This window comes from Haloarchaeobius amylolyticus (assembly GCF_026616195.1).
Classification (GTDB): Archaea; Halobacteriota; Halobacteria; order Halobacteriales; family Natrialbaceae; genus Haloarchaeobius; species Haloarchaeobius amylolyticus.
On record NZ_JANHDH010000001.1, the window covers coordinates 404,148 to 419,638 of the forward strand.

General features: G+C 67.0%; 18 protein-coding genes. 10 read left to right on the forward strand and 8 right to left on the reverse strand.

Annotation, left to right across the window (positions count from 1 at the left end):
- Nucleotides 1–48 precede the first annotated feature (48 nt).
- Nucleotides 49–1,362 (reverse strand): ABC transporter substrate-binding protein, encoded by a 1,314-nt coding sequence (locus tag NOV86_RS02125; protein ID WP_368408752.1) that lies wholly within the window; start codon nucleotides 1,360–1,362, stop codon nucleotides 49–51.
- Nucleotides 1,363–1,527: 165 nt separating this feature from the next.
- Here NOV86_RS02125 and NOV86_RS02130 point away from each other — a divergent pair, with 165 nt between their 5' ends.
- Together NOV86_RS02130 and NOV86_RS02135 are read left to right on the forward strand one after the other, a co-directional pair.
- Nucleotides 1,528–2,367, forward strand: coding sequence for a proline dehydrogenase family protein (locus tag NOV86_RS02130; protein ID WP_267639577.1), 840 nt, complete (start codon nucleotides 1,528–1,530; stop codon nucleotides 2,365–2,367).
- 85 nt (nucleotides 2,368–2,452) lie between these two features.
- Nucleotides 2,453–2,953 carry a hypothetical protein gene (locus NOV86_RS02135; protein ID WP_267639578.1) on the forward strand — a complete coding sequence of 167 codons (501 nt, stop codon included), beginning with the start codon at nucleotides 2,453–2,455 and terminating at the stop codon, nucleotides 2,951–2,953.
- A 213-nt stretch (nucleotides 2,954–3,166) separates the two neighbouring features.
- On the opposite strand, the gene NOV86_RS02140 is transcribed toward NOV86_RS02135, so the two are convergent.
- The 3 genes from NOV86_RS02140 to NOV86_RS02150 all read right to left on the reverse strand — a co-directional run bounded on the left by NOV86_RS02140 (nucleotide 3,167) and on the right by NOV86_RS02150 (nucleotide 6,129).
- Nucleotides 3,167–3,973 carry a CPBP family intramembrane glutamic endopeptidase gene (locus tag NOV86_RS02140; protein WP_267639579.1) on the reverse strand — a complete coding sequence of 269 codons (807 nt, stop codon included), beginning with the start codon at nucleotides 3,971–3,973 and terminating at the stop codon, nucleotides 3,167–3,169.
- Between the two features lie 189 nt (nucleotides 3,974–4,162).
- A complete protein-coding gene (locus NOV86_RS02145) occupies nucleotides 4,163–4,909 on the reverse strand; it encodes a helix-turn-helix domain-containing protein (RefSeq protein WP_267639580.1) in 747 nt (248 codons plus the stop codon).
- A gap of 110 nt (nucleotides 4,910–5,019) precedes the next feature.
- Nucleotides 5,020–6,129 (reverse strand): M24 family metallopeptidase, encoded by a 1,110-nt coding sequence (locus tag NOV86_RS02150; RefSeq protein WP_267639581.1) that lies wholly within the window; start codon nucleotides 6,127–6,129, stop codon nucleotides 5,020–5,022.
- 156 nt (nucleotides 6,130–6,285) lie between these two features.
- Here NOV86_RS02150 and NOV86_RS02155 point away from each other — a divergent pair, with 156 nt between their 5' ends.
- Nucleotides 6,286–7,293: an LLM class flavin-dependent oxidoreductase gene (locus tag NOV86_RS02155; RefSeq protein ID WP_267639582.1), complete on the forward strand. Its 1,008-nt coding sequence runs from the start codon at nucleotides 6,286–6,288 to the stop codon at nucleotides 7,291–7,293.
- A 12-nt stretch (nucleotides 7,294–7,305) separates the two neighbouring features.
- Here NOV86_RS02155 and NOV86_RS02160 read toward each other — a convergent pair whose 3' ends face one another.
- A complete protein-coding gene (locus NOV86_RS02160; RefSeq protein ID WP_267639583.1) occupies nucleotides 7,306–7,845 on the reverse strand; it encodes a GNAT family N-acetyltransferase in 540 nt (179 codons plus the stop codon).
- Between the two features lie 140 nt (nucleotides 7,846–7,985).
- Between NOV86_RS02160 and NOV86_RS02165 the strand changes: the two genes are divergently transcribed.
- Nucleotides 7,986–8,543 carry a class I SAM-dependent methyltransferase gene (locus tag NOV86_RS02165; protein ID WP_267639584.1) on the forward strand — a complete coding sequence of 186 codons (558 nt, stop codon included), beginning with the start codon at nucleotides 7,986–7,988 and terminating at the stop codon, nucleotides 8,541–8,543.
- Between the two features lie 147 nt (nucleotides 8,544–8,690).
- Complete coding sequence (locus NOV86_RS02170; RefSeq protein WP_267639585.1) at nucleotides 8,691–8,834, forward strand: DUF7129 domain-containing putative zinc-binding protein; 144 nt, start codon at nucleotides 8,691–8,693, stop codon at nucleotides 8,832–8,834.
- 79 nt (nucleotides 8,835–8,913) lie between these two features.
- Here the strand turns inward: NOV86_RS02170 and NOV86_RS02175 are convergent, their stop codons facing one another.
- Nucleotides 8,914–9,369, reverse strand: a complete 456-nt coding sequence (locus tag NOV86_RS02175; RefSeq protein WP_267639586.1) for a DUF7992 family protein — start codon at nucleotides 9,367–9,369, stop codon at nucleotides 8,914–8,916.
- Between the two features lie 69 nt (nucleotides 9,370–9,438).
- Nucleotides 9,439–10,947, reverse strand: coding sequence for a cryptochrome/photolyase family protein (locus tag NOV86_RS02180; RefSeq protein WP_267639587.1), 1,509 nt, complete (start codon nucleotides 10,945–10,947; stop codon nucleotides 9,439–9,441).
- 129 nt (nucleotides 10,948–11,076) lie between these two features.
- Between NOV86_RS02180 and NOV86_RS02185 the strand changes: the two genes are divergently transcribed.
- The 5 genes from NOV86_RS02185 to NOV86_RS02205 all read left to right on the forward strand — a co-directional run bounded on the left by NOV86_RS02185 (nucleotide 11,077) and on the right by NOV86_RS02205 (nucleotide 15,027).
- Nucleotides 11,077–12,042 (forward strand): ABC transporter ATP-binding protein, encoded by a 966-nt coding sequence (locus NOV86_RS02185; protein ID WP_267641697.1) that lies wholly within the window; start codon nucleotides 11,077–11,079, stop codon nucleotides 12,040–12,042.
- Nucleotides 12,039–12,878: an ABC transporter permease gene (locus NOV86_RS02190; protein WP_267639588.1), complete on the forward strand. Its 840-nt coding sequence runs from the start codon at nucleotides 12,039–12,041 to the stop codon at nucleotides 12,876–12,878. Before NOV86_RS02185 ends, NOV86_RS02190 begins: the two co-directional genes overlap by 4 nt.
- A gap of 95 nt (nucleotides 12,879–12,973) precedes the next feature.
- The gene (locus NOV86_RS02195) at nucleotides 12,974–14,032 is read left to right on the forward strand and encodes a S66 family peptidase (RefSeq protein WP_267639589.1); all 1,059 of its coding nucleotides are present in this window, start codon (nucleotides 12,974–12,976) and stop codon (nucleotides 14,030–14,032) included.
- Nucleotides 14,033–14,110: 78 nt separating this feature from the next.
- Entirely contained in the window at nucleotides 14,111–14,356 is a 246-nt protein-coding gene (locus NOV86_RS02200) for a hypothetical protein (protein ID WP_267639590.1), read from the forward strand.
- Between the two features lie 80 nt (nucleotides 14,357–14,436).
- On the forward strand, nucleotides 14,437–15,027 hold the full coding sequence (locus NOV86_RS02205; protein ID WP_267639591.1) for a GNAT family N-acetyltransferase: 591 nt from the start codon (nucleotides 14,437–14,439) through the stop codon (nucleotides 15,025–15,027).
- Nucleotides 15,028–15,039: 12 nt separating this feature from the next.
- Here the strand turns inward: NOV86_RS02205 and NOV86_RS02210 are convergent, their stop codons facing one another.
- A complete protein-coding gene (locus tag NOV86_RS02210; protein ID WP_267639592.1) occupies nucleotides 15,040–15,480 on the reverse strand; it encodes an acyl-CoA thioesterase in 441 nt (146 codons plus the stop codon).
- Between the last annotated feature and the right edge of the window lie 11 nt (nucleotides 15,481–15,491).

Below are 15,491 nucleotides of genomic sequence, written 5' to 3' on the forward strand. Positions count from 1 at the left end.
GACCCCCGTACAGGCGTAGTCGAGCACGAAGCCGAGTCCCGTGTCATCTTAGCTCGTGATGTAGTCGCCGAAGTCGTACTCGTGGTTCGCGACGCTGTAGACCTGGTAGAACCCCGGCGGGTCGCCGTTCTCGTCGAGGTCGACCGGGCCACTGACGCCCTGGTAGTTGATGTCGCTCGGGCTGCCGCCGTCCTGGAGGATGGCTGCAGCCTCCTCGAAGGTGAACACCTCCTCACCGTCGGGGCGGGTCACGTCGCGGACGACCGACTCGATGCCCGAGCCGGTGAAGTCGTCCGCCGCGGTGACCGCGATGGCCGCGACCGTCACGGCGTCGTAGGCGTACGCGGACCAGACGGTCGGGGACGCGTCGAACTCGCTCTCGAAGTCCGAGACGAAGGTCTGGTAGTTGTCCTGGGACGCCGGGGCGCTCTCGGTGATGCCCATCATGCCGTCGAGGCTGCCCTCGGGCGTGTTCGCGAGGATCTCGTCGGCGACGGTCGACTCCGCACCGAAGTAGTCGACCTGCTCGTTGTAGCCCTGGTCGAACGCGTTGTTGGCCATGACCGTGAACTCGTTCGCGTAGGTGAGGAAGAGCCACGCGCTGGCGTCCGTGCCGGCCATCTCCGCCAGCAGGCTGCTGTAGGTGGACTGGCCCTGGTCGTGCGGTTCGTTGTACGCCACGGTGCCGGAGAACTCGTCGGCGAAGACGCCCTGGAGGCCCTGCCCGTAGTCGTTGTTGATCCACGTCACGGCGACCGTGTCGTGGCCCTCGTCGGCGACGAACTGCGCGAGCGCCTTGCCCTTCGCGGCCCCACTCGGACTCATGCGGTTGAGGCCCTTGCGGGTCGTGAGCTCCGGACTCGTGGAGTTCTGGCTGATCTGGACCACGTCGTTGCCCTTCACGACGCTGTCGTAGATGGCGATGGAGACGCCACTGCCGACGGAGCCCAGCAGCAGCGGGACGCCGTCCTGGTTGACCAGTTTCGAGGCCGCGTTCACGCCCGCCTGGTTGGTACTCTCGTCGTCCTCGACGGAGATCTCGAGCGTGCCCTCGCCGTTCGGGCCGACGCCGACCTCGTTGATCTTCGAGAGGGCGAGCTCCTTGCCGCGCTTGTTGCGCTTGCCATAGGGTGCCAGCGAGCCGGTGAGCGAGTCCACCATCCCGATGGTGTAGGTGCTCATCCCGCCGTCGCCGCCGGAGCCGCCGTCGTCGCCGCCACCGCCGCCACCACCGCCCCCGCCATCGCCGCCGGAGCCACCGTCGTCACCGCCCTCGGTGTCCCCACCACTGCTCTCGAAACAGCCGGCGCTGAGCGCGGCTATCGAGACGCCTGTTCCCATCAGTATCTCTCTGCGTGACAATCTGCGATTCGTATCTGATTGCATGACGAACTGTCCCACGGTACCACGAGGCGATGGTTAAGGTGGGTCCCGACCATGGTCGGGACTCATTTTCGTTCGTGAACGTTCTGCTGAAACGTATGGTCGGGTGGTGATTTAGGGGGGTAGTTCCCCGAGTGTCGTGGTATGATACCGCCTATCGCATCGAACTTCGTCGCGGGCGAGACACCCGCCGCCGCCATCGAGCACGCCGAACAGACCTCGACGCGTGACGTGGGCTGCATCCTGAACCTGCTCGGCGAGCACTACGAGGAGCGCCCGCCCGCGGACGCGGACGCCGACGAATACGTCGAGCTGGTCGCCGACATCGCAACCAGTCCGGCGACGGCGTGCGTCTCCGTCAAGCCGTCCCAGATCGGGCTCGACCTCGGCGACGACGTGTTCGCGGAGAACTTAGAACGCATCGCGATGGCCGGCGCCGAGCACGACGTGTTCGTCTGGGTCGACATGGAGGACCACACGACCACGGACGCGACGCTGGACGCGGTCGAGGAACTCGGGCACGCGACCGACGGGAACGTCGGCGTCTGCGTGCAGGCGAACCTCAAGCGCACGCCCGAGGACCTCGAACGCCTCGCCGAGGTCCCGGGGAAGGTCCGCCTCGTGAAGGGCGCCTACGACGAACCGAAGTCGGTCGCGTACAAGAAGAAGGCCCGCGTGGACGAGCAGTACCGCGACCTGCTGGAGTACATGTTCCGGGAGTTCGACGACGGCGTCGCCGTCGGCAGCCACGACCCAGAGATGATCTCGTTCGCGCGCGACCTCCACGCCGAGTACGGCACCCCCTACGAGGTGCAGATGCTCATGGGCGTGCGCGAGAGCGCGCAGTTCGACCTCGCCAGCGACGACGTCGAGGTCTGGCAGTACGTCCCCTACGGCGACAAGTGGTTCCAGTACTTCTACCGCCGGGTCCGCGAGCGCAAGTCGAACGCCCTGTTCGCGCTGCGGGCCGTGCTGACCGGGTAGGAACGCACAGAACTGGTTCTCTTGGGCGAAATCCGCGGCCTTCCACGACCGAAACCGCGAACATCTCGACTCGCCAATAGACTGTATGGTCGACCTCGAAGATCTCGTCGACGCCGTCGACGACATCGAAGACATCGTGGAGGAACTCACGGACCCGGCGGAGTTCCTCGAGGACCTCGTCGAGAACCCGCTGCTGGTCGTGCTCGCACTCGGGGCTGCCGCCGCCGCGGTCGTCACGGTCCTGCTGGTGCTGGCGACGCTTTTGTTCCTGGTGTTCGCGGTCGGTCCCGTCGCCGTCCTCGTCACGCTCGCGGTCCTGGGACTCTTCGTGACGATGCTCGCCGTCTCCGGCTTCGTCTACCTCCGGACCGATATCCCCGCCCGCGTCCAGCGGAAGATCGACGCCGCGAAGGAACGCTCCGATACCAGCCGGAAGGAGGGCGCTGCGATGAGCGAGGAGGAGGCGATAGAGGAGCTGAAGACCCAGTACGCCGAGGGCCGACTCACCGACGCCGAGCTCGAGGACGCGCTCGAAGCGGTCTTCACCAGCGACACGCCCGAGCGAGTCGTCGAGCGAAACCGGTGAGTCCGCGGTCCTCCCCGTTCTTCCGACGGGCCGCAGTAGCTCTTCCCCTGTCGAAGGTCGTGTTCTGTCTGCAGCACGAGCGAACGGAGCTACTCGAACTCTGTCAGCAGTTCCGTGCGAGATAGAGGGGATGTGTTCAGTAGATGCTGTCCGCGACAGCCACCAGATGGGACCGATGATCGCCCTACGCTGTTCTGAACGAACCCTGTCTCTTCATCCCGATGTAACGGCGGTTTTCGACACCATCTTCCGCCCGTGCTGGAGTACAAGGGCCAAGACTATCAGCCACCACAGCCCTGCCCCGAGGACGATGGAGATGATCCCTGTACCGTCCAGCAGGCCACCAGATCCGGCGAGAACCGGACCCAGGTTCACGGTTCCATGCATCAGCATCAGCGGGAGTACGCTCCCGTCGGTTACGTTCACGAATGCCCCGAACACGATGGATGCACCGATGACGAACAGGGTATACTGGACGAAGAAGACCGGTTCGAGGCGGTACTGTTCATGGCCGATGAACAGCGGGAGATGCCAGACCCACCAGAGGACGCCGATACTGAGCCCGGCGGTCAATACGGACATCGATTCCTGAACGCGTGGCTGGAGGAATCCACGCCAGCCGATCTCCTCGACACCGCCGAACAGGAGCATCTGCGCAAGAACGAACAGCACGATGATAGGCAGGCTCCCCGGCGGTGAATACGACAGCGATCCTCCACCGAGTGCGCCGACCACGGACTGGACGTTCGTGATGAACAACGGGATGAAGAGCGCGATGCCAAATAGAGTCGGATGGAGTCGCCAGTCGAGTACGCGTCCGAGCCAATCCCCAACCGGGACATCGCTGACCCAGACGACTACGAGCGCAGCAATCGGAACGCCCCATTGCCGTCCCAGAGTGACGGGTAGTACCTCCCCCCAGTTGAAGATGTAGTAGAGTGCGTCCCACGTCCAGGTCCAGCCGAAGGCGATGAGAACGAATGCCCTGAGCTGGTGGGTGCGAGTCCACTCTCTGAGCATGTGGAATGGCTGGTATCAGCCTGTCAAAAATGTTGGTGAATGCTATCGGGTAACTCACAATATCCATTGCCGTACACGTTTCGGAACGCCGATGAGAGGCATCGAAGGCGAGTGAACCGACCGATATGTGCTCTACATTCAGCACGACCTCGTCAGACTATCAGAGAACCACCTCTTTCGGAGACCCGCTCAGTTCGAGTCCGGGTCCAGAAGCTTCGACTCCGCCTTCCGGAGGTGCTCCAGCAGCGTCGTCTTCGAGACGTCGAGTTCGGCGGCGAGTTCGCGGGTCGAGACGCCGCGGGGCCACTGGTAGTAGCCGCGTTCGCGGGCGTGCTCGAACACCTCGCGCTGGGTGTCCGTCAGCGAGTCCATCCGCCAGCGCTTCTCGTTCAGGGGCGTGTCGAACGAGGTGATGCTCGCGACCTCGATGTCGGCGCCGGCCTCGTCGCGGACCGCGTCGAGTTCGGGTTCGACCTGGTCTCTGGTGCCGGAGAAGACGACCTGCCAGAACTCGCGCCCGCCCTCGATGCGGCAGGGGGCGTTGTGGACGAACCCGTGCTTGAGCAGCGTCGGGCACACCATGTCCCGGGGGTGGTAGTCGAGGAAGAACTCGCGGGCGACGTTCCCGGGTGTCGTCGACTGGCCGGCGTAGTCGAAGCGCTCCTGGAGTTCGTGGACCTCGCCCGTGAGCCGGGACGCCTCGATGGTCGCGAGCAGTTCCTCGACCTCGCCGGTGGTCTCGCCGTAGGCGGTGAACAGCCCCCTGACGGTCTGGTCGACGGTGCCGTCCGGCCCGTCGTAGATGGCGTGGGCGATGACCCCACCCGCCACCTCGTCGGTCGATTCACACGCCCAGCAGTTCGGGTGCCACAGGTCGAGCGTCAGCCGCGTGCCCTGGAACGTCCCCTCGTCGTTCGGCCCCACTGTCCCTGACATTGTAGTGGGGACTGTGCCGAAACCTCAAGAGTATGTTGCCAACAGTTCACATACTTTCATATTCATACTGCCATTGAAGTCGCCGCCGCGCGAGATGCCCCGTCCAGCCGTCAGAGCGGTTCCCACGTCCGCGGCGACTGGTTGAGTCGCTCGCAGCCGTCCGCGGTGACGACGATGAGGTCCTCGATGCGGACGCCGAACTCGCCGTCGAGGTAGATGCCGGGCTCGACCGAGAACACCATCCCCGGTTCGAGTTCGAGGTCGTTCCCCTCGACGATGTAGGGCGGTTCGTGCACGTCGAGGCCGACGCCGTGGCCGGTCCGGTGGATGAACTGCTCGCCGTAGCCCGCCTCCTCGATGACCTCGCGGGCGGCGCGGTCGACCGCCTGTGCCTCGACGCCCGGTTCGACCGCCGCCACGCCCGCCTCCAGTGCGTCGCGGACGATGGCGTGGACCGCCTCGAACCGGTCCGGGGGGTCGCCCGCGAAGACGACGGTCCGGGTCTGGTCGCCGGGGTAGTGGTCGACGTACGCCCCGAAGTCCAGCACGACGGGGTCCCCGCGCTGAATCTCGCGGTCGCCGTGGCTGTGGTGGGGTTTCGCGCCGTTCGGCCCCGAGCCGGCGATGACGTCGAACGCGAGGCCGTCGCCACCCATGCCCGCGAGGGTCGACTCGACCTCCTCGGCGAGTTCGCGCTCGGTCAGCCCGATGGCCGCGCTCCCGAGCTTGCGGACCTCCTCGCTCGCCTGGTCGGCCACCTCGGCGGCCCGCCGGAGGGCGTCGAGTTCGGTCTCGTCCTTGCGCAGGCGCAGGTCGTCGAACACCTCGCTGGCCAGCCCGAAGGTCGCCTCGGGCAGGGCGGCCTCGAGGTCCTGCGTGAACAGCGCCCACATCGTGTCGTCGACGAGGAGGTGCCGGCCCCAGAGGTCGAGTTCCTCGGCGACGGTCTCGACCGCCGCGACGGGGTCGTCGCCGTCGCCCCACGTTCTGACATCTGTGACCCACGACTCGTCGCGGATCTGGGAGGCGTACAGCTCCGGGACGAGGAAGACCGGGTCGCCGGTCGCGGGGACGAACAGGAACAGGTGGCGCTCGGCCGGTTCCTCGTGGAACCCGCTCGCGTAGTACAGGTTCGGACTGGGGAACAGTACGGCGGCGGCCGCGTCGACCGATTCGAGACGGTCCTGACACGCACGCGCTCGTCGCTCGAAGTCGTTCATGCCACCACGTAGGTCAGGGTGCATGAAGTAGTTCCTGTGTACCGGTTTCTCGGATGTGATGTCGCGGTGTGGAGTCGGCCGGGACGTGGCATCGAAACGTACGCTTCCATGCCGATGGGGGAACGACTTTCACCACTCCCGGCAACAATTACGACCATGAAACTCGGCACGGGACTGTTCACCTGTCAGCGGCGCCCGGACGACGACCGGAGCACGACCGAGATCTACGACGAGATGCTCGAACTCGGCCGGACCATCGACGAGGCCGGCCTCGACAGCATGTGGGTCTCCGAGCACCACTTCACCGAGGACGAGTACCTCCCGGGGACGATGCCCTCCCTGTCCGCGCTCGCGGCCCAGACCGAGAACGTCGAGCTGGGCACCTGCATCGCGCTCGCCCCGCTGTACGACGGGGTCCGCCTCGCCGAGGACGCGGCGACCGTCGACCACATCTCCCACGACCGTCTCACCCTCGGGCTGGCCATCGGTTCGAACCCGAGCGAGTTCGAGGCGTTCGGCGTCCCCATCGAGGAGCGCGCCGACCGGCTCGCCGACCAGGTGAAGCTCCTGCGCGCCGCGTGGTCCGAGGGACCGCTCGACTACGACGCGGAGTTCCACGACATCGACCCGAGCGTGAACGTCACGCCGAAACCGGTCGACAACGACGTCCCCGTGATGCTCGGGGGCGCGGCGAAGCCGGCGGTCCGCCGGGCCGCCCGCGAGGCCGACGCGTGGTGTGCCCCCTCGAAGCTCTCCATCGGCGGGCTGAAGAAGCGCGTCGAGGACATCCGGAACGTCCGCGAGGAGGAGGACGTAGAGGGCGACTTCGAGGTCTACGTCATCAAGCACGGCTTCGTCGCCGACTCCGAGGAGGAGGCCTGGGAGACGATGAAGCCCGGCTACTTCTACATCCAGCGCCGGTACGCCGAACTGTTCTCCGGCGAGTCGGTCGACGAGCTCCCCGAGGACCGCAAGGAGGAACTGAAGAAGCAGGCCATCTACGGGACGCCCGAGCAGGTCACCGAGCACCTCGAACGCTACCGCGACGCGCTGGGTGACGACATCCACGTCATCTTCCGCACCTACCACCCCGGCATCGGCACCGAGACGATGAAGGAGTGCATCCAGCGGCTCGGGAGCGAGGTCGCACCCGAGTTCCGGTAGTCGCCGGCCCTTCTATCCTTCTCGCCGTTCTCGCCACTCCTCGTCCAGCAGTCCCCAGCTCAGCAGGTCGTGGTAGCTCCCGTCGACGTACGCCTGCCTGCGGGCGGTCCCCTCGTGGGTGAACCCGGCCTTCTCCAGCACGCGCTGTGACCCCTCGTTGAGCGCGATGGTCTTCGCCTGCACCCGGTGCAGCCCCAGCGAGTCGAACGCGTACTCGAGGCCGAGTTCGACCGCGGCGGTGGCGTACCCGTCACCCGTCGCGTCGGGCAGCACGAAGTAGGAGAACGTGCAGATGCGCGACTGCCAGTGGATGCGCTTGACCTGCAGGAGCCCGACCAGCCCGTCGGCGTCGATGGCGAAGGGGACGTGCCGGTCGTCGTCCTGCCAGCCCTCGACCATGCGCTCGAAGGACCCCGGCGACTGCGGTTCGACCGTGTCGAGCATCCGCCACACGGCGGGGTCGTTCCAGCCCGCCCGGAGCGCGGGCAGGTCGTCTGGTTCGATGGGCCGGAGCGACACCCGGCCGTCGGTGAGGAAGGCGTGGTCGGTCATGGGTCACGATGGCGCGCTCGCGAGAAAGAGGCGTCGGAGTCCGCCCGGACCGGCCTGCCGGCTTCACTTGCGACGGTGGTGGGGGCAGCGCGCGCATCCGCGACCGGGAGGTTCTTTCTGCCACCCCGCGAACTCCCGCCATGGGATTCCACACGTTCCCGGTCGACCGCGCCGACAAACTGGAGGACGAGTCGCGGTATCGCTACTGCTCGCGCGAGGAACTGGTCGCGTCGCTCTCGCTCTCTGGCGACGAGACGGTCGCCGACCTCGGGAGCGGGACAGGGTTCTACACCGACGACGTGGCGCCCTTCGCGGCGAAGACCTACGGCGTCGACGTCCAGAGCGAGATGCACGACGTCTACCGCGAGAAGGGCCTCCCCGAGGGCGTCGAACTCGTGACCGCCAGCATCGGCGACCTCCCCTTCGCCGACGGTGAACTCGACGCCGCCTTCTCGACGATGACGTACCACGAGTACGCCGACGACGCGGCCCTCGCCGAGCTGGCCCGGGTCCTCGGCCCGGACGGCCGACTCGTCACGGTCGACTGGTCCGGTAACGGCGACGGCGAGTCCGGCCCGCCGACCGAGGAGCGGTTCACGCTCGAGGAGGCCATCGCCCACCACGAGAGCGCCGGCTTCACCGTCGAGACGGCGAGCGAGCGCCCCGAGACGTTCCTGCTCGCGGCGCGCCTCGACTGAGCGTCACGGCCGCCCCGCCGAGAGGTGAAGTGCCCAATCGTCCACTTCTCTTCGAACACCGTGTATAATGACCTAGAAGGAACTTCATCAGTATACCTATGTTACAGGATAACCCTTAACGGTGAGAGTTCGTTACACACTACCACGATGGTACGAACCGACCCATACACACCGACCACCACGGAGTACGAGTGCGTCCGCTGTGGCGCACGCTTCGACTCCCCACGAGCGTCCTGTGACCACCCGATGTGTCACGGGGAGATCCGGAACGTCTCGGTCTCGCGGGAGTAACGAACAGTCCGGCGACCAGCACAGGTAGCGACTCCAGTCGGGTCGCAGCACCTCGATTCTCTCTCGGTCTCGCGCCAGTTCAGAAGTCCGGGAGGTCCTCCGGCGGCTCGTACTCGGCCTCCCAGTCGATGTACTCCTCCTTGAGCACGTCACAGACCACCTGCCCGAGTTCGGTCAGCGAGGCGTTTATCGAGGAGACGGTGCCCCACGACTGCAGGTCGGGGTGGTACTGGCGCTCCTTCCAGTCCTCGGGGATGCCCGGCGCGTGGTAGCCGACGCGGTCCGCGAAGTCGTCCCAGAAGAAGTCGAACTCCGCGAAGAGGTCGAGGTCGCGGGCGATCTCGAACTCCTCGACCGTCAGGTCGGTGTGTTCGGCCCACTCGTTCCACGAGCGCTCCCACGCGCCCTCGTGGAGGAAGGCCTCGAGTTCCTCGCGGCGGTAGTCGGCGTCGGCGGCGACGGAGGCGTCATCGTACTCGTTCGGGTCGACGAACTCCAGTTCCGGCGGGGCCGGCGTCTCGACGGATAATCCCATACCCGGCCATACGGACCCGTCGAGGATAAGGATACGCGACACCGGTCCGGCGGTCGGGCAGGTCGTCGGTCAGAGGGTGCCGTCGGCGCCCATCTGCCGGACCTCGTCGGCGCGCGCCCGGATGGCGTCGAGTTCGTCGTCGGACTTCCGGTCGACGTGGGAGTACAGCAGGCCCATCCGGTGGTTCGACCGCAGGGTGTCCTCGTGGCGGGCGAGGAACTCCCAGTACAGCGAATTGAACGGACAGGCGTCCTCGCCGGTCGTGGCGTCCTCGTCGTAGGGGCACTCGGCACAGTAGTCGGACATCTTGTCCACGTAGTTCGCCGAGGAGACGTACGGTTTCGTCGAGAGCACGTCGCTGGCGAAGCTACCCATCCCGACGACGTTGGGCGTCGTGACCCAGTGGTAGGCGTCGGCGAAGCCGAAGTGGAACCAGCGGTTGAGCTCCTGCGGGTCGGCGCCGTAGAGGGTGGCGAAGTTCGAGAGCACCATCAGGCGCTCGATGTGGTGGGCGTAGCCGTGGTCCCAGACGTGGCCCACGCACTCGGAGAGACAGCGCATGTCGGTGTCGCCGGTGTAGTACGCCTCGGGCAGGGCGTGGTCGTGGCCGAGCTGGTTCGCGTCGGCGAGGTCCGGCATCGAGCGCCGGTAGACGTGCCGGACGAACTCGCGCCAGCCGACGACCTGCCGGACGAACCCCTCGACGCTCGGGAGGTCGGCCTCGCCGGCCTCGTACGCCGCGATGGCCGGGTCGACCACCTCGCGGGGCGTCAGCAGGCCGAGGTTGAGGGCGGGTGCGAGCAGGGCGTGGTTCAGCGACCACGACCGCCGGAGCATCGCGTCCTGGTACGGGCCGAACTGCGGGAGGCGGTTCTCGACGAAGTCCTCGAGTGCAGCGAGGGCCTCCGCTCGCTTGACGGGCCATGCGAACCCCTCGCCGTCCCCCCACGTCTCGAACTCGTCGGCGACCCACGCCTGCACCTCGCGGGTGGTCTCGTCGGGCTCGAACGCGGGCGGGTGCGGGAACCGGACCTCGGGCCGGGGGAACTCCCGGTTCTCGTCGTCGTAGTTCCACTCGCCGCCCGCCGGGTCGCCATCCCCGTCCAGCAGGTAGCCCGTCTCGCGGCGCATCGTGCGATAGAAGTCCTCGTGTCTGTACGTCTCGCGGTCGCCGGCCCACTCGTCGAACCGGTCTGCCGAACAGAGGAACAGTTCGTTCTCGACGACGTCGAGTCGCCCACCCGCCTCGGCGACGAGTGTCTGGAACCGGTCGGCCGCACCGTGACTCGCCGGCTCCATCAGGACGAGGTCGTCGTCAGGGTGCGCCTCGACGTGTTCGGAGAGTCCCTCGCCGAAGGTCTCGACCTGCCGGTAGTCGACGGTGTACCCCGACTCACGGAGTCGGTCCCGGAAGTGCCGCATCGCGCTGAACACCAGTGTCAACTTCTGTGCGTGGTACGGCAGCCGCCGGGCGAACCCGCGCGCCTCGATCATGAGCACGCGGTCGTCGCCCGGGTCGGCCGCCGCGAGCGGGCCGACCTCGGTGGTGAGCTGGTCGCCGAGCACCCAGATGGTCATACCCGAGAATGGGGGCGACAGCCGTAAAAGCACGAACCCGAACGGGTCGGCGGACCGGCGGGACGAGTTTCCGAGGCAGAAACTATCACACTGATTTTATTATGCAGCGAAATGACGGAGCAAATGCATATGCCCGCTATCGAGACGACCGCCCTGACCAAACGCTTCGGCGACGACGTCGTCGCCGTCGACTCCCTCGACCTCCGCGTGGAGGAGGGGGAGATATTCGGCTTCCTCGGCCCCAACGGCGCCGGGAAGTCGACGACCATCAACATGCTGCTCGACTTCCACCGACCTACCTCCGGGTCGGCGACCGTCCTGGGCTACGACGCCCAGGCGGAGGTCGACGAGATCCGCCAGCGCGTCGGCGTCCTCGCCGAGGGGCTGGAACTGTACGACCGCCTCACCGCCAGAGAGCACCTCGAACTCTGCGTCCAGATGAAAGAGGCGAGCGACGACCCCGACGCGGTCCTCCACCGGGTCGGCCTCGACGACGCCAAGGACCGCAAGGTCGGCGGCTACTCCAAGGGGATGCAACAGCGCCTCGCGCTCGGGATGGCCCTCGTCGGCGACCCCGACCTCGTCATCCTCGACGAGCCCTCCTCCGGGCTCGACCCCAACGGCATCCAGCACATGCGCGACATCCTCCGCGAGGAGGCCGCAGGCGGGACGACCGTCTTCTTCTCCAGTCACATCCTCTCGGAGGTCGAGGCGGTCTGTGACCGCGTCGGTATCATGTCCGAGGGGGAACTCGTGACCGTCGACACCATCGACAACCTGCGCTCGCAGTCCGGCGACGCGGGCGAGGTCGAACTCACTGTCGAGGCCGTGCCCGAGGGCATCCGCGGCCGGCTCGAACGACTGGAGGGCATCACGAACGTCCACATCGAGGACGACGAGGTGACCGCGTACTGCAACAGCGGGACGGCGAAGATGGCCGCCATCCGGACAGTGGACGACGCCGCCACCGTGACGGACGTGGTCGCCACCGAGACCTCCCTCGAGGAGCTGTTCAACCAGTACACCGGCGGTGGCCGCGACGGCGACGTCGAGGAGCGTGGCGAACCTGCCGAGGAGATGGAGGTGCCGGCATGAGCCTCCAGGGCGTCGTCCGGAAGGACATCCTCGACGTCCGGCGCGCCAAGCTCATCTGGGGCGTCGGCATCCTGTACACGCTCTTCACCGTCCTGTACTTCTACGGGACCGGCTCCGGCGGTAACAGTGGCGAACTCGCGAACCAGCTCATCGGGATGGCACAGATCGCCATCCTCATCGTGCCCCTCGTCGCGCTGGTCGCCGCCTACCTCTCGGTGGCCGGCGAACGCGAGTCGGGGAGCCTGAAGTTCCTGCTCTCGTACCCGAACAACCGCCTCGACGTGGTGCTCGGGAAGCTCGTCGCCCGGTCGGCCATCGTCGGCGCGTCCGTGCTGTTCGCCTTCGTCGTCGGCCTCGGCCTCGGCTTCTACTACTTCGACAGCGTCGACCTGGGCACCTACGTCGGCTTCGTCGGGTTGACGCTCGTGTTCACGCTCGTCTACGTCAGCATCGCGGTCGGCATCTCCGCGGCGACCGCCTCCCGGTCCCGCGCGATGGGTGCCGCCATCGGCTCGTGGTTCGTGCTCAACGTCTTCTGGAACGCCTTCCCCATCCAGCCGCGGACCATCGTCCAGTTCGTCGCGGACAAACTGGGCGTCGAGGTCTCCGAGTCCGTCCTCGCGCTGGTCTCCTCGCTCAGTCCGACGGCTGCGTACCTCGTCTCGCTGGACTACGTGTTCACCCGGAACCCGATGACGGGGAAGGGCATCGAAGGGATGAGCCGCCCGGACGTCTGGTACCTCGACCCCTGGTTCATGCTCGTCATCCTCGCGTTCTGGGCGGTCGTCCCGCTCGCGCTCGGCTACTGGCGGTTCCAGCGCGCCGACCTCGGGTAGGCGTCTCCCAGCTCCACCAGCCCCAACAGCCGCTCTCTGTCCCTCGTTCTCATACCGGCCCGAAGGTTAAGTGACCGACACGAGTCGTCTTGCCTATGCCAGAGTTCGTCACGCCACCACCGGTCGAACGCGGCGATTCGGTCGCCGTCGTCGCCCCGGCATCGAACGTCCCCGAGGAGTTCTCGCACGTCTACGAACTGGGCCTCGAGCGCATGCGCGAGGTGTTCGACCTCGAGCCCGTCGAGTACCCGACCGCGACGAAGGGGCCCGAGTGGCTCGCCGAGAACCCGGAGGCCCGCGCACAGGACGTGATGGACGCCTTCGCGGACCCCGAGGTCTCCGCGGTCGTCGCCAACATCGGCGGGAACGACCAGCTCACGGTCCTAGAACACCTCGACCCCGAGGTCCTGCGCGAGAACCCGACGCGGTTCTACGGGTACTCCGACAACACCAACCTCGCACTGTACCTCTGGAACCACGGCATCGTCTCGTACTACGGCGGCTCGACGCTGCTGGAGTACGCGATGGACGCCGAGATGTTCGACTACACCGTCGAGTACCTCGGCCGCGCCCTGTTCGACGAGCACGTCGGCGAGTGGGCCGAGGCCGACTGCTTCACCGACCAGGCCGGCGACTGGGCCGACCCGCGCTCGCTCGAGTACCACCGCGACATCGAGCCCGCCGACGGCCGGACCTGGGCCGGTGCCGAGGAGACCGCCGAGGGCCGCATCTGGGGCGGCTGTCTCGAGATTCTCGACCAGTGGTTCGTCCACGACGAGTGGCTGCCCGAACCCGAGGACCTGGAGGGGACCGTGCTCGCGCTGGAGACCAGCGAGGAGATACCCGACCCGGCCTGGGTCACCGGCTGGCTCCGGGCCTTCGGCGAGGCCGGCTACCTCGAGGTCTTCGACGGCGTCCTCGTCGGCCGGCCGTGTGCCCGCAACCACACCGAGGCGGGCGACAACCCGGCACACGAGCGCGAAGCGTACCGCGAGCAACAGCGCGAGGCCATCGAGTCGGTCGTCCCGCAGTACAACCCCGACGCGCCCATCGTCCTCGACTGCGAGTTCGGCCACACCTACCCGACCTGTCCCGTCCCAATCGGTGGGGTCGCGGAGATCGACCCCGCGGACGAGACGGTCACCCTGCGCTGACCCGGCAGAACAGTAGCGAGTTTGTCATCTCTCCTTTCTGCGAATCGATTTTTGTGGGTTCGGCCCCTCAACTCTCCCATGACCCCCGACGACCCCTCGCCCCTGCAGGACAGGTTCACCGTCTACGTGACCTTCTGTCTGACCGGGCTGGTCGCACTCGCGTTCGTGACCGGGCTCGGCATCCGGGGCAACCTCGGCGTCGTCGTCGCGTTCGTCGTCATGGGGCTGCTTGCCGTCGGCCTGCTGTTTCTCTACGGGCAGCACTTCACCAGGCAGGGCGAGGCCGCCGACCCACCGCTGGGCCCGAACGGCGACGGTCGCTGAGCGTCCCGGGTCGATGCATCCGTGGCGGCACGACCCGCTCGCGAACGAGGTTTTTCACGGTCCGGTCCCTCGAGGGAGTCGTGCCTGCCATCCGTCCCGCGACCCGCGACGACGCCGGTGCCATCCACGACATCTACGCCCCGTTCGTCGCCGAGACGGCCGTGTCGTTCGAGACCGAGGTCCCGTCGCGCGAGGCCATCGCCGGGCGCATCACCGACACGCAGGAGCAGTTCCCCTGGCTCGTCTGTGAGGTCGACGGGGCCGTCGCGGGCTACGCCTACGGCCACGCTCATCGCGGCCGGGGCGGCTACCGCTGGTCGGCCGAGTCCTCGGTGTACGTGGCCGAGGCGCACCTGCGACGAGGGGTCGCTCGCGGCCTGTACGAGTCGCTGTTCACCGTCCTCGCGCTGCAGCGCTACGTGAACTGTTACGCCGGCATCGTCCTCCCCAACGACGCGAGCGTCACGTTCCACGAGTCGATGGGGTTCGAACGCGTCGGCCGGTACGAGGACGTCGGGTACAAACACGGCGAGTGGCGGGACACGCTGTGGCTGCGTCGGGAGCTCCGGGAGCCACCGGCGGACCCGGCCGAGCCGCGACCGTTCCCGGCGGTCCGGACGGACGACGCGTTCGAATCGGCGATAGAGGCAGGAGAGACGTCGGTGCGGTGACGGTGGCGACGGTCAGTCCTCCTTCCCGTTCACCGCGGCGTCGTAGAGTTCGTGCCCGCGGTCGGACTCGATGGTCAACTCGGGCACCGCGACCGGCTCGCCCTCGTCGTCGATGGCGACGAACACCATGTACGACTCCGTCGTGAGTTGCGTCTCGTTCGACCGCAGGTCCTCGCGGTACACCCGCACCCGGACCTTCACGCTGGTCCGCCCTGCCTCGTAGACGTAGGCCCGGATGAGCGCGGCGTCGCCCTGCGGGATGGGCCGCCGGAAGTTCGTCTGGTCCATCCGGGCGGTGACGCAGGTCTCGCCGGCGAAGCGCATCGCGGACATCGCACCCACCTCGTCCATCCACTTCATCACGTTCCCCCCGTGGGCCGACCCGAGGATGTTGGCGTCGTTCGGGTTCACGATGGAACGGTTCTCGATGTAGGTGTCCATCAGACTCGGCATGCGACGGCGTT